Source organism: Pseudomonas sp. Pse1 (assembly GCF_024519635.1).
Taxonomy (GTDB): domain Bacteria; phylum Pseudomonadota; class Gammaproteobacteria; order Pseudomonadales; family Pseudomonadaceae; genus Aquipseudomonas.
The window spans coordinates 132,438-145,337 of the sequence record NZ_JALJRO010000012.1 but is presented as its reverse complement, the minus strand read 5'-3'; the positions used below and the strand labels follow the sequence as shown (position 1 = coordinate 145,337).

15 protein-coding genes are annotated in these 12,900 nt (G+C 61.5%); 4 read left to right on the top strand and 11 right to left on the bottom strand.

Annotated features, from left to right (window positions below; genetic code table 11):
- Window positions 1-174 precede the first annotated feature (174 nt).
- On the bottom strand, window positions 175-1,371 hold the full coding sequence (locus NR126_RS18640) for a class I SAM-dependent rRNA methyltransferase (RefSeq protein ID WP_027616975.1): 1,197 nt from the start codon (window positions 1,369-1,371) through the stop codon (window positions 175-177).
- Between the two features lie 147 nt (window positions 1,372-1,518).
- On the opposite strand from NR126_RS18640, the gene NR126_RS18635 reads away from it, so the two are divergent.
- Window positions 1,519-2,388: an HDOD domain-containing protein gene (locus NR126_RS18635; RefSeq protein ID WP_027616976.1), complete on the top strand. Its 870-nt coding sequence runs from the start codon at window positions 1,519-1,521 to the stop codon at window positions 2,386-2,388.
- A 31-nt stretch (window positions 2,389-2,419) separates the two neighbouring features.
- Window positions 2,420-3,232: a bifunctional DNA-formamidopyrimidine glycosylase/DNA-(apurinic or apyrimidinic site) lyase gene (mutM, locus tag NR126_RS18630; protein ID WP_027616977.1), complete on the top strand. Its 813-nt coding sequence runs from the start codon at window positions 2,420-2,422 to the stop codon at window positions 3,230-3,232.
- Window positions 3,233-3,254: 22 nt separating this feature from the next.
- Here mutM and NR126_RS18625 read toward each other — a convergent pair whose 3' ends face one another.
- From NR126_RS18625 to NR126_RS18605, 5 genes are all read right to left on the bottom strand, one after another.
- Window positions 3,255-3,506, bottom strand: a complete 252-nt coding sequence (locus NR126_RS18625) for a YfhL family 4Fe-4S dicluster ferredoxin (RefSeq protein ID WP_003195146.1) — start codon at window positions 3,504-3,506, stop codon at window positions 3,255-3,257.
- Between the two features lie 196 nt (window positions 3,507-3,702).
- The gene (gene coaD / locus NR126_RS18620) at window positions 3,703-4,182 is read right to left on the bottom strand and encodes a pantetheine-phosphate adenylyltransferase (RefSeq protein WP_008019993.1); all 480 of its coding nucleotides are present in this window, start codon (window positions 4,180-4,182) and stop codon (window positions 3,703-3,705) included.
- A gap of 115 nt (window positions 4,183-4,297) precedes the next feature.
- A complete protein-coding gene (locus NR126_RS18615) occupies window positions 4,298-5,893 on the bottom strand; it encodes a GMC family oxidoreductase (RefSeq protein WP_105753693.1) in 1,596 nt (531 codons plus the stop codon).
- A gap of 37 nt (window positions 5,894-5,930) precedes the next feature.
- Window positions 5,931-6,476 carry a twin-arginine translocation pathway signal protein gene (locus NR126_RS18610; RefSeq protein ID WP_256830821.1) on the bottom strand — a complete coding sequence of 182 codons (546 nt, stop codon included), beginning with the start codon at window positions 6,474-6,476 and terminating at the stop codon, window positions 5,931-5,933.
- 26 nt (window positions 6,477-6,502) lie between these two features.
- On the bottom strand, window positions 6,503-7,933 hold the full coding sequence (locus NR126_RS18605; RefSeq protein WP_105753694.1) for a coniferyl aldehyde dehydrogenase: 1,431 nt from the start codon (window positions 7,931-7,933) through the stop codon (window positions 6,503-6,505).
- 146 nt (window positions 7,934-8,079) lie between these two features.
- On the opposite strand from NR126_RS18605, the gene NR126_RS18600 reads away from it, so the two are divergent.
- Complete coding sequence (locus tag NR126_RS18600; protein WP_027616981.1) at window positions 8,080-8,751, top strand: TetR/AcrR family transcriptional regulator; 672 nt, start codon at window positions 8,080-8,082, stop codon at window positions 8,749-8,751.
- Between the two features lie 34 nt (window positions 8,752-8,785).
- Complete coding sequence (locus tag NR126_RS18595; RefSeq protein ID WP_256830820.1) at window positions 8,786-9,640, top strand: sulfurtransferase; 855 nt, start codon at window positions 8,786-8,788, stop codon at window positions 9,638-9,640.
- A 4-nt stretch (window positions 9,641-9,644) separates the two neighbouring features.
- On the opposite strand, the gene NR126_RS18590 is transcribed toward NR126_RS18595, so the two are convergent.
- The 5 genes from NR126_RS18590 to NR126_RS18570 form a co-directional block, all read right to left on the bottom strand.
- Entirely contained in the window at window positions 9,645-9,974 is a 330-nt protein-coding gene (locus NR126_RS18590; protein WP_027616983.1) for an AzlD domain-containing protein, read from the bottom strand.
- Complete coding sequence (locus tag NR126_RS18585; RefSeq protein WP_027616984.1) at window positions 9,971-10,690, bottom strand: AzlC family ABC transporter permease; 720 nt, start codon at window positions 10,688-10,690, stop codon at window positions 9,971-9,973. Before NR126_RS18585 ends, NR126_RS18590 begins: the two co-directional genes overlap by 4 nt.
- Window positions 10,691-10,759: 69 nt before the next feature.
- Window positions 10,760-11,605 carry an AraC family transcriptional regulator gene (locus tag NR126_RS18580; RefSeq protein ID WP_256830817.1) on the bottom strand — a complete coding sequence of 282 codons (846 nt, stop codon included), beginning with the start codon at window positions 11,603-11,605 and terminating at the stop codon, window positions 10,760-10,762.
- A 4-nt stretch (window positions 11,606-11,609) separates the two neighbouring features.
- On the bottom strand, window positions 11,610-12,617 hold the full coding sequence (locus NR126_RS18575; RefSeq protein ID WP_027616986.1) for a hydrolase: 1,008 nt from the start codon (window positions 12,615-12,617) through the stop codon (window positions 11,610-11,612).
- A gap of 40 nt (window positions 12,618-12,657) precedes the next feature.
- Window positions 12,658-12,801 carry a hypothetical protein gene (locus NR126_RS18570; protein WP_256830815.1) on the bottom strand — a complete coding sequence of 48 codons (144 nt, stop codon included), beginning with the start codon at window positions 12,799-12,801 and terminating at the stop codon, window positions 12,658-12,660.
- Window positions 12,802-12,900 lie beyond the last annotated feature (99 nt).

Genomic DNA, 12,900 nt, shown 5'->3' with positions numbered 1-12,900 from the left:
GGGACTGCGTAGGCGGCGGGTCGTGATTTATCACGCAAATCGGCAGTTCGATTCGAAACCTGAGCGAGCTTGCTCGCGAAGAGCGCATGGACACCGCAGACTGCCTGATAGCGCTGCGTTATCGTTTACGTTTTTCGCGAGCGAGCTCGCTCCTACGGTGGGGTAGTAGTTCGATCAGCTATTCGGCAACAACCGGCAAGTAATGCTCTTGATGTAACGCGTTTCAGCAATCGCCGGATGCACCGGATGATCCGGGCCCTGGCCGCCGCGTTCGAGCATCTGGATGTTGCGGTCCAGGTGGCGGGCGCTGGTCAGGAGGATGTTCTGCAGGTCGTCTTCGGGCAGGTGCATCGAACACGAGGCACTGACCAGGATGCCGTCTTTGTTGAGCAGGCGCATGGCTTGCTCGTTCAGGCGGCGGTAGGCGCCTTCGCCGTTCTTCATGTCTTTCTTGCGCTTGATGAAGGCGGGCGGGTCGGCAACGATCACGTCGAAACGCTCTTCGCTGGCTTTCAGTTCCTTCAAGGCTTCGAACACGTCGCCTTCGATGCAGGTCATCTTGTCGGCGAAGCCGTTCAGTGCGGCGTTACGCTCGACACCGTCCAGCGCAAAGCCCGAGGCGTCGACGCAGAACACTTCGCTGGCGCCGAAGGCTGCTGCTTGCACGCCCCAGCCGCCGATGTAGCTGTACAGGTCGAGCACGCGCTTGCCCTTGGCGTAGGGTGCCAGGCGCGCGCGGTTCATGCGGTGGTCGTAGAACCAGCCGGTTTTCTGGCCCTGGATCACCGGGGCCTCGAATTTCACCCCGTTCTCTTCCAGGGCAACCCACTCCGGCACGAGGCCGAACACGGTTTCGACGTAGCGCTCAAGGCCTTCGGCGTCGCGCGCGGCGGAGTCGTTCTTGAACAGAATGCCGCTCGGCTTCAGTACCTGGGTCAGGGCGGCGATCACGTCGTCCTTATGGGCTTCCATGGTTGCCGAAGCGATCTGCACCACCAGGATGTCGCCGAAACGATCGACCACCAGGCCCGGCAGCAGGTCGGAATCGCCGTAGACCAGGCGGTAGAACGGCTTGTCAAACAGGCGCTCGCGCAGCGACAGGGCGACGTTGAGGCGGTGCACCAGCAGCGACTTGTCCAATGGCAGCTTGATGTCGCGCGACAGCAGGCGGGCGCAGATCAGGTTGTTCGGGCTCATGGCCACGATGCCCAGCGGCTTGCCGCCGGCAGCTTCCAGAATCGCTTGATCGCCAGCCTTGAAGCCGTGCAGTGGGGTGGTGGCTACGTCGATTTCGTTACTGTAGACCCACAGGTGACCGGCGCGCAGGCGACGGTCGGCGTTGGCTTTGAGGCGCAAGCTTGGCAGGGACATGACGTCGCTCCAGGTGAAAAAAAGAGCGGGATTATAGCGCTAGATGGGCGCTCGAAGCGCGCTAGTTTGTCGGTGATACGCTGGACATAGCGCCCATTGGGCGGTTTTTTTCCGCTAGAATCGCCCACTTGCCCAGAGTGAGTACTTATGTCCCAAGAGCTAACTTCCGAACAGATTCAGCAGGCCCTGCAAGGCATCAGCGTTCCACCGCAACCACAGATCATGGTGGATCTGCAAATGGAACAGTACATGCCCGACCCGGACCTCGCCGTGATCGCGAAGTTGATCTCCCAGGACCCCGGTCTCTCTGGTGCGTTGTTGAAAATCGTCAACTCGCCGTACTTCGGGCTGAGCAACAAGATTGCCTCGATCCAGCGCGCGGTGAACCTGCTGGGCAGTCGCTCAGTGATCAATTTGATCAACGCGCAGTCGATCAAGGGCGAGATGAATGACGACACTATCGTCACGCTCAACCGTTTCTGGGACACCGCCCAGGACGTGGCGATGACCAGTCTCAGCCTGGCCAAGCGCATCGGCTCGCAAGCGGTGGACGAGGCCTACGCCTTGGGCTTGTTCCACGATTGCGGGGTGCCGCTGATGCTCAAGCGTTTCCCCAACTATATGGCGGTGCTGGAGCAGGCCTACGCCAATGCCGGTGCCGAGTGCCGGGTGGTGGACACGGAAAACCGCGCCTTCAATACCAACCATGCCGTGGTCGGTTACTACACCGCCAAGTCTTGGCGGCTACCGGAGCACGTGACCCACGCCATCGCCAATCACCACAATGCCTTGTCGATTTTCAGCGACGAGTCGGCGCGCAACAGCCAGTTGAAGAACTTGCTGGCGATCCTGAAGATGGCCGAGCATATCTGCGCGTCCTATCGGGTGCTGGGCAACCAGACCGAAGACCATGAGTGGGACAGCATCGGCCATTTGGTGCTGGACTATGTCGGCCTCTCGGATTATGACTTCGAGAACCTGAAACAGACGATTCGCGAGCTCGGTGCTCACCACTGAGTGTCGGACCTTTGCCTGAACCGAGTGCGCCATGCCTGAATTGCCAGAAGTCGAAACCACCCGTCGCGGTATTGCGCCGCACCTTGAAGGCCAGCGCGTCAGTCGGGTGATCGTGCGTGACCGGCGCTTGCGCTGGCCGATCCCTGAAGATCTCGATGTGCGCCTGTCCGGGCAGCGCATCGTGCTGGTGGAGCGGCGGGCCAAGTATCTGCTGATCAATGCCGAGGTCGGCACCCTGATCAGTCACCTGGGCATGTCGGGCAATTTGCGTCTGGTGGAAGTCGGCTTGCCGGCAGCCAAGCATGAGCATGTGGATATCGAGTTGGAGTCCGGCCTGGCCCTGCGCTACACCGACCCACGACGGTTCGGCGCCATGCTCTGGAGCCTCGACCCGCTGCAGCACGAGTTGCTGGTTCGCCTGGGACCGGAACCGCTGACCGATCTGTTTGATGGCGAGCGGCTGTTTCAGCTATCTCGCGGGCGCTCGATGGCGGTCAAGCCGTTCATCATGGATAACGCGGTGGTGGTGGGGGTCGGCAATATTTATGCGACCGAAGCGTTGTTCGCGGCCGGCATCGATCCACGGCGCGAGGCCAAGGGCATCTCCCGGGCGCGCTACCTGAAGCTGGCGATTGAAATCAAACGCATTCTCGCGGCGGCCATCGAGCGTGGCGGCACCACCTTGCGCGACTTCATTGGCGGCGACGGTCAGCCGGGCTACTTCCAGCAGGAACTGTTCGTCTACGGCCGAGGCGGCGAGGGCTGCAAGGTCTGCGGCACGCAGCTGCGGGACGTGAAGCTGGGGCAACGCGCGAGCGTGTTCTGCCCGCGCTGTCAGCGCTAATCGCCGGCGCTTGCCAGGCCGATCAGGCCTTGCCGGTGATCTTGCGGTATTTCTCCATCAACTGTTCTTCAGTTTCCGGATGGGCTTCGTCCAGTGGAATGCAGTCCACTGGGCACACCTGCTGGCACTGCGGTTCGTCGTAGTGGCCGACGCACTGGGTGCAGAGGTTCGGGTCAATCACGTAGATTTCTTCGCCCTGGGAGATAGCGGCGTTCGGGCACTCGGGTTCGCAGACGTCGCAGTTGATGCAATCGTCGGTGATGATCAGGGACATTGGAGACTCCAGCCAGGGTCGTCGGCCCGGGCATTTTGAAAACTAATGCGCGCAATTGTGCCGCATTGGCGCTGTAGGAGCGAGCTTGCTTGCGAAAAACGTCAGGGCGCCGTGTACTTTCTGATAGCGCTGCGTAATTGTTGACGTTTTTCGCTGCGATGCGGCGGCCCGACAAGCCAGCTCCTGCAGTCGGGGTCTATTTCTTGAACCGGAGTGTAAGGGCATCGGCCACGACAGGGTGGACGAACTTGGTGATATCACCGCCCAGGGCAGCAATTTCACGGACCAGCGTCGAGGAAATAAACGAATAACGTTCCGACGGGGTCAGGAACAGGCTTTCCACGTCCGGCGCCAGTTGGCGGTTCATGTTGGCCAGCTGGAATTCATATTCGAAGTCCGAGACCGCGCGCAAACCACGCAGGAACACATTGGCGTTCTGCTCTTTGGCAAAGTGCGCCAGCAGCGTCGAAAAGCCGACGACTTCGACATTCGGCAAATGTTTGGTGACCTCGCGCGCCAGTTCAACACGCTGTTCCAGGGGGAATAGCGGGTTTTTCTTGGGGCTGGCGGCGACGGCAATGATCACGTGGTCGAACAGGCGCGAGGCGCGTTCGACCAGATCGCCATGGCCCTTGGTAATAGGGTCGAAGGTACCTGGGTACAACACTCGGTTCATCGCGTCGTCCTGGCGGGAATCCGTTGGGGAGTCGGATGGTATCGCAGCATTCCCGGTCGGCCAAGTCGCCTTTGGCCCAAGAAAGCACTATAGACACGGCGAATAAGCAGTTTTTTCACGGATTTCTCAGGCGTTCGGCTAATGCGCTCGATAATTGCGCAGTCAGGCCGTAGACCGACAACTGCGGATTGGCACCGATGCTGGTGGGAAACAACGAGCCGTCATGAATCGACAGGTTGCTCAGTTGATGATGTCGGCCGAGGCTGTCGGTCACCGCTTGCTTCGGATCTTCACCCATGGCGCACCCCCCCATCACATGGGCGCTGCCGAGCCGCGTGCGGTACAACTCAAGGCTCAGGCCGTCGATCAGCGTGCGCGCTTCAGCGAGGTTTTTGACGTAGCGCGCATCCGCGTGCATCGGCATTACCGCCTTGGCGCCACCGGCAAACTGGATCTCGGCCATGCTGTGGAAGGCCCGGCGCAGGCCCTCCCAGGCATAGTCCGAGACGTGATAATCGAGCACCGGCGAGCCATCGCCACGCAGTTCGACGTTGCCGCCGCTGCTGTCCGGGTGAAAACCGTCGCGCAGTAGCGCCAGCATCGCGTGGGTGTGGGGCAGTTGCTGCATGTGCGCCGCGCTCTCGCCGCCAAAGCCGCCGAGCAGGGTCGCCGCCAGTGCCGGGTGCAGCGGCGGCACTTCGAGCTTGTAGGACATCTTTCCGGTGGCGCCGTGCTGCCATTGAAAGTGGTCGGAATAAATCGACTGCGGCGCACCGTAGAACGGGTTGATGACCTCGTCGAACAACGCGGCCGACATGTTCACCGGGTGCAGGAAGGTGCGCTTGCCCAGGCGTTCATGGGGGTCGGGCGCCTTGGAGCGCATCAGCAGCGCCGGGCTGTTGATCCCGCCACCAGCCAGCACGTAATGCCGCGCCTTGACGTTGACGCGTCGGCCTGTGGGTTCCACGCAGCGCTGATCCATTGCCACGCAGAGCAGGCCGGTGACCTTGTCGTCCTTGATCTGCAATTGCTCGGCGCGGGCGAAATAGAGCAGTTCGCCGCCTTTTTCCAGGGTCGCCGGAATAGTGGTGACCATCATTGATTGCTTGGCGTTGGTCGGGCAGCCCATGCCGCAGTAGCCGAGGTTCCAGCACCCGCGCACGTTGCGCGGGATCACATGCCAGCTGTAGCCCAGTTGCTCGCAGCCTTTGCGGATCACATCGTTGTTGGCGTTGGGTGGGACCCTCCACGGGGCGACGCCGAGGCGTTGTTCCATCTTTTCGAACCAGGGCGCCATTTCCTCCACGCTGTGGCCTTTGACCCCGTGCTCGCGGGCCCAGTGGTCGAGGGTCGGTTCGGGGGTACGAAAGCTCGACGTCCAGTTGATCAAGGTCGTGCCGCCGACCGCTCGGCCCTGCAGGATGGTGATCGCGCCATCCTTGCTCATGCGGCCGATGCCTTCCTGGTACAGCTGGGTGTAGGCCTGGTCTTCCAGCAATTTGAAGTCGCTGCTGGTCTTGAGTGGGCCTTCTTCGATCAGCAGCACCTTGTAGCCGGCAGCGCTGAGGATTTCAGCCGTGGTGCCGCCGCCCGCGCCGCTGCCGATGATTGCGACATCGGTTTCCAGGGTCAGGTCATCGGTCAGTTGCGAGCCGTCATGGGTCTTCCAGCCGCGGGCCATGCCTTCGCGGAACGGATCGGGTACAGGCATCAGGTGCGTCTCTTTTTATAGTTATGGAAGGGCGGGATCAGACGTTCGGTGGCCCGGGGTAACCGCAATGCGCCCAGGATTCGGCGCGGTTGTACCAGGCCATCATCACCAGTTGCACAATGGAGTTGTGGCCCATGCGCAGCAGGCTCAGGGAGCTGTTTTCCCAACGCTGGAGGAAATCGCGTATGGCCCCGGGGCTGGCGTTTTCCCAACTGCCCCAGATCCCCGTCAACGGTCCTCGCGTGATGGTCATGCCCAATACATCAAACAGTTGCCGGGTCAGCTTGAGCATTTCCGGCGACAGGTGATTGAGGCCGTTATCCAGGCTGAGCAGGGTTTGCTCGACCGCCGCCGTGAGTTTTTCGCTGTCCACCGCGCCGTCGATCATCACCGGGATGATCGCCCGCAAGCAGGGCAGGTCGCTGCTGCGCAAGGCGGCAAAACCGTTGGCCGGGATACTGGCCGAGCAGCCGCTGAGGCTGGCGCCGAGCCCAGCCGTGGCGAGGAAGGCGCTGGCACCTAGGCTGAATTTGAGCAGGCCACGCCGGGACAGCGCGGGGGTATCGGAAACACTAGGGTTCATTGTTGTTATTACCCGGCAGTGAGGTGTCAGCGGATGAACAATTTCTGGATCAGCTTCTGGATCGATTTACCGTAAGGCGGGTAGATCAGCTTAGCCGCGTTGAAACGCTGCTTGATCAGTACGCCCTTGGCTTTGCTGAAGGTCAGGAAGCCTTCATGGCCGTGGTAATGACCCATGCCTGAGGGGCCGATGCCGCCAAACGGCATGTCGTCCTGGGCCACGTGCAACAGAGTGTCGTTAAGGCAGACGCCACCGGAATGGGTTTCGTGGAGAACGCGATTCTGCTCGGACTTGTTGTAGCCGAAGTAGTACAGCGCCAGCGGTCTTGGTCGTTGGTTTATGTAGGCAAATGCCTGGTCCAGGGTGCTGTAAGGCACGATCGGCAGCAGCGGACCGAATATTTCGTCCTGCATCACCAGCATCTCGTCGCTGACATTCAGCAGTAGGCTGTGGCTCATGCGTCGGTCCTGATCCTGATCGTAAATCGGGATCAACTGCGCACCCTTGCTGGTGGCATCGCTGACATAGCTGTTGAGGCGCGCCAACTGCCGCTGATTGATGATCGCGGTGTAGTCCGGATTGTTGACCAGGGTCGGATAAAACCTGCGAACGGCCTGGCGGTAAGCATCGACGAAGGCATCTACCCGGCCTTCTGGCACGAGCACGTAGTCTGGTGCGACGCAGGTCTGTCCGGCGTTCAACGTCTTGCCGAAGGCGATGCGCTCGGCGGCGTCCTTGAGCGGCACGTCATGGGAAACGATGGCCGGCGACTTGCCGCCCAGTTCCAGGGTGACCGGGGTCAGATTTTCCGCGGCAGCGCGCATTACGTGCTTGCCGACGCTGGTGGCGCCGGTAAATAGCAAGTGATCGAACGGCAAGCTGGAGAAGGCGATGCCGACATCGGCCTCGCCCAGCACCACGGTCACCAAGTCCTGGGGAAAGATGTGCGCCAGCAGTTCCTTGAGCAGTTGCCCGGTGGCCGGGGTCGATTCGCTGAGCTTGAGCATGACCCGGTTGCCCGCCGCCAGAGCTCCGACCAGCGGTCCGATGGCCAGGTACAGCGGGTAGTTCCACGGCACGATCACCCCGACCACGCCCAGCGGCTGGTAGACCACTTTGGCGCTGGCCGGCTGAAACGCCACGCCGACCTTGCGCCGTGAGGCTTTCATCCAGCCCCTGAGGTGTTTGCTGGCGTAATCGATGTTGTGCAGGCTGGGCATCAGCTCGGCAAACAGGGTTTCGTCGGCGCTGCGGTTGCTGAAGTCCTCGCTGATGGCCTTGATCAGCCGATCGCGCTGGGTATCCAGCACATCACGCAATACTTTGAGCCACTGCTGACGCTGGGCCGCCGACGGCATCGGGTTGCCGGCATACGCCAGACGCTGCGCAGTAAACAGCTCGTTCAGCTCACTCAACGGCTGCTGGGCGTTTTGCATGTAGGCGATGTCGGCGGTCATGGTGGTTCCAGTTTTTTTTAGAATGAGGATGTTTTTAGAGTCTATACTCTAAAATGTCAAATGGCTTCCTCGGGACACGATGATTTATCCGCCGACGGATACGCCGTAAGATGCCCGCAACGCACAGAAGAATTAAAGCTCAAGCCATGGCCCCAAGAATAAAAACCAGCGAGCGCATCGTGCAGAACAGCCTGGAGCTGTTCAACCAGCAGGGTGAGCGCAGCATCAGCACCAACCACATTGCCGCGCATATGGAGATTTCTCCGGGCAACCTGTACTACCACTTCCCCAACAAGCAGGCGATCATCGCCGTGCTGTTCAGTGAGTACGAGGCCCTGGTCGAAAGCTTCCTGCGCCCGCCCCAGGGTCGTGCCGCCACCGTCGAAGACAAGCGCTACTACTTGAAAGAACTGCTGAACGCGATGTGGCGCTATCGGTTCCTGCACCGCGACCTGGAGCACTTGCTCGACAACGATGCAGAGTTGGCGGCCCGCTACCGGCGTTTCTCCCAGCGCTGCCTGATCCAGGGTACGGCGATCTACGCCGGGTTTGTCGACGCCGGCATCCTCAAGATGGACAAGGTCCAGATCGAATCCCTGACCCTGAACGCCTGGATCATCCTGACGTCCTGGGTGCGCTTCCTGTGCACCACTCGCGACAATTCCAATCACCTCAGCGAGCAGGCCATTAAACGTGGCGTGTATCAGGTGCTGGTGCTCGAAGCCGGGTTTGTTACAGAGCAGTCGCGGGACGAAATCGACGCCCTGTTCGAAGAGTTTTACGTGCCGTTGGGCCAGGCCCTCGAAGAAGTGCAGTAGGATCGCTCACCGCTTGAACTCACAGGAGCCCGCCATGCCCATCGCGCAACTGATCAGCCCACTCGACCTGGACCTGAAGAAGGACCAGCCGGGGCTGGTGATTCTGGACTGTCGTTTTGCCCTTGAAGACCCCGATTATGGCCAGCGCAGCTATGCCGAGGGGCATATCGCCGGCGCCGCTTTCGCTGACCTCGAGCGTGATCTCAGTGGGTCTGTGACCAAGGGCGTCACCGGTCGCCACCCATTGCCACAAGCGACGGACTTGATCGAGCGTCTTCAGGCCTGGGGTGTCAACAACGACAGCGTCGTGGTGCTCTATGACGACGGTCCCGGTGCCTTTGCCGCGCGGGCCTGGTGGTTGTTGGCCTGGCTGGGCAAGCGCGACGGGGTGTTTATCCTCGATGGTGGCCTCAAGGCCTGGCATGCCGCTGGCTTGCCGTTGAGCCTGGATGCGCCGGCCACCGCGCGCGGTAACTTCAGCGGCAGCCCGGACTCGAGCCTGGTGCTGAATGCTGAACAATTGCTCAAGCGCTTGAGCCGTCCGCAGTTGACCCTGCTCGATGCCCGTGGACTGCCGCGTTTTCGCGGTGAAGTCGAGCCCATCGATCCGGTTGCCGGACATATCCCTGGCGCACAGTGTGCAGCATTTACCGACAATCTCGGGGCGGACGGTCGCTTCCTGCCAGCCGAACAACTGAAGCAGCGCTTTGCCGAGAAGCTGGCGGATCGTTCACCGAACGAGTTGGTAGCGTACTGCGGTTCCGGCGTGACCGCCTGCCACAATCTGTTTGCCCTGTGTCTGGCCGGCTACCCGCTGGGGGCGCTGTATGCCGGTTCGTGGAGCGAGTGGATCACTGATCCCCAGCGAGCGGTTGCCACTGGCGACTGATGGGCTAAATGGGCAGTTGCCCGAACAGCCAGCGCAGGAGGAAGAACACCAGCATGCCACCCCCGATAGTCGCCAGCAGGTGTCGGGTGGTGGCGGCGATGGCGATGGCCGCCAAGCCTCCGAGTAAGTAGGCATTGTCCAGGGTCAGTGCCCAGTGCTGGCCATCGGGCAGCAGCATGCCCGGCACCACAATCGCCGTCAGTACGGCCGTCGGCACATAGTGCAGGCCTTGGCGCACCAGGGTCGGAAAGCGCAGGTTGGGCCAGGCGAACAGGCTATAGCGCAGCATGAAGCTGATCGCCATCATGCCGAAAATCATCCACCAATAATTCATGTGTGCAGCTCCCTGGCGGTATGGCGGGTCAATTGTCGACGCTCCAGCATCACGCCTACCGCGATGCCACTGAACGCCGCGGCCATCAGGCCCAGCTTGTACGGCCAGTGGAATGTGGCCAGGGCTACGGCGCCCGCTGCCAGTGCGGCGGCCAGCTGTGGTTGATTGCGCAGCAGGGGGATGACGATGCCGATAAAGGTCGCCAGCATGGCGAACTCCAGGCCCCAACTTGCCAGGTCTGGCACGGCCTGGCCGAACAGCACGCCGGCCAGTGAACTCAATACCCAGCAGGCATACAGCGAACTGGCGACCCCGAGCCAGTACCACTGCGCCAGCGGTCGGTCGCCGTGCAGTAAGTAGAAGCGCTGGACCACGGCGAAGGTCTCGTCAGTCAGCCAGAACGCCAAGAGGATGCGCCAGCGCTGCGGCAGTTGGCCGACATGAGGCTGCAGGGTGGCGCTGTAGAGCACGTGGCGCAGGTTGACGATGAAGGTCGTCAGCAGAATCACCAGCAGGCTGGCGCCACTGCCGAGCAAACTGAGGACGACAAGCTGCGCCGAGCCGGCATACACCAGCGCCGACATGCCGAACGCCTGCCAGAGTGTCAGGCCGGCCGCCCCAGCCAGGGTGCCGAAGATCAGGCCAAACGGCAGAATGCCCACCGCCATGGCGAAACTGTCGCGGATACCGCGTGAATAAAGCTGCTTTCGGGTCATCGTGACTCTCCTTGTCCGCCCATCTTGCGCCGGGCGGCAAAGGTCTGTCTTGAACGATCTTGCAGGTTTCTAGGATGCAGCCGGTGCCACTGATCGGGCGCTGCGATAGGCACCGGGCCCGACTCCATAGACCTTCTTGAATTGCCGGCTCAGATGGCTTTGATCGGCGAAACCCAGCTGCGTGGCGACGGCCAGCGGCAGGCAGCCTTCCTGCAGCAGGGCGCGGGCCTGGGCAATGCGCTGTTGCATCAGCCAGGTGTGCGGTGGCATGCCGGTAGCGCGGCGAAATACCCGGGCGAAGTGAAACGGCGACAGATTGACCGCTGCCGCCAGGGCTTCCAGCGAGGGCGGGGCGGCCAGTTGGCTGTGCATCAATTCCTTGGCCCGGGTAATGGCGCGATGTTCTCGTCCCGGTTGTCCGGGTGTCGCCACGGCGGCATGGCGTTGCAGTAGCGCAAACATCATTTCGCGCCACAGGGTTTGTTGTTGCAAGGCGCTGGCCGGACTCTCCAGCAAGCGGTGCAAGTAGCTGAAACCACTGACCAGGTCCGGGTCGCGGTACAGCGTCGCGCCGAAGGCCGGCAGGTTGTGTGCGGGCAGTTCGAGTTCGGCCAGCAGGGTGTGGATCTGTTGGTTGTCGGGATAGAACGCACGGTACAGCCAGCCGTCTTCCGTGCCCTTGTTGCCGGTGTGCAGTTCGTCCGGGTTGATCACCACGAGGGTACCGCTGGCGGCCAGGTGCTCGGCGCCGCGATACCGATAGCGCTGGGCGCCGGCCATGATCATGTCGATCACGAAGCCATCATGCACATGCGGGACGAAACGCTGCTCGATATAGCGAGCTGACAGCAGTTCGACGCCGGCCAGGGGGGCGGTTTGCCAAAAATGGATGGATTCGCCCGGAAGGTTTTGCACAGGCTTAACCGCGTCCCGCGAGGGTCAGCCACTGAGGGATGCGCCGCTCGAGGTAATAGCCGGGATTTCGCAATGTGCCATCAACGAAGCCGACGTGGCCGCCCTTGGGCTGCAGTTCGAAGTGAGTACAGGTAGACAGTTCGTGCGCCTCGGGCAGGCTGTGAGGGTAGACAAAGGGGTCGTCGGCGGCCTGGATAATCAGGGTGGGCGTACGAATTTCGCCCAGGTAGTAACGGCTGGACGCTCGCCGATAGTAATCCTGCGCGTCGGCAAAGCCATGCAGGGGCGCAGTGACGCGGCCGTCGAAGTCCCAGAAGGTACGCATCTTGTCCAGCGAGCCGAGGCTGGCCAGGGTCGCCAGGCCTTCGTGGCGGCCGTCCTGGAGAAACTGACGCTGCTTGTTCTTGATGTAGGCCAACATCTCCCGCATGAAATGCGCCTGATAGACCCGGGAAAAGCCCTGGCCGATACGGTCGGCGCACTGGTCCAGGCGGAAGGGCACGGAAACCGCGACGGCTCCCTGCAACTGACTGTCGCCAGCGCTTTCCCCGAGGTGCTTGAGCAGCACATTGCCGCCCAGTGAATAGCCAACGGCATACAGCGGGGCCAGGGGTCGAACTGTGCGCAGATGTTTGATCGCGGCGGCCAGGTCTTCGCTGGCGCCGGAGTGATAGCTGCGTGGCAGCAGGTTGGGCTCACCGGAGCAACCGCGCCAATTCAGCGCCACGCTGGCCCAGCCCTGCGCGGACAAGGCACGCTGCAGACCCGCGACGTAAGGCGAATTGGAGGAACCGGTCAGACCGTGCAGCACCAGCACCAGTGGCGCTTCTGCACTGTGCGGACCATGCCAGTCGAAATCGAGAAAATCGCCGTCGTCGAGCCACAGGCGTTCACGTTGGCGCTCCAGGTGTGTGGTTTTGCGCCACAGAGGACCCCACAAAGTTTGCAGGTGCGGGTTGCCGAGGCCCAGGGCCGGGGTGAAAGACGTTACAGGTGTAGAAGGCTGTGGCACGACGATCTCGAGAGGGGCGGGTAAGCGAGTGGCAGAAAATCTAACTTGCCACAAACGGCTCGTCAGCGCGACACATGCTCTGGATCGGTGGATCGACAGTCACCGACCGGGCGCTGTGGGCGGTCAGCACTATCATGGGCATCAGCCCGCTCAAGAGCAGCAGGACGCTGCAGTAGAAGTTCATGTATTGGGCATCCTTGGTGATTGACTTGAAACGCTGTCGATCACTGTCGCTTATGCCGCAGCAAAGGGGGTGGTAGCTATTTAATACCGGGCGGACGGA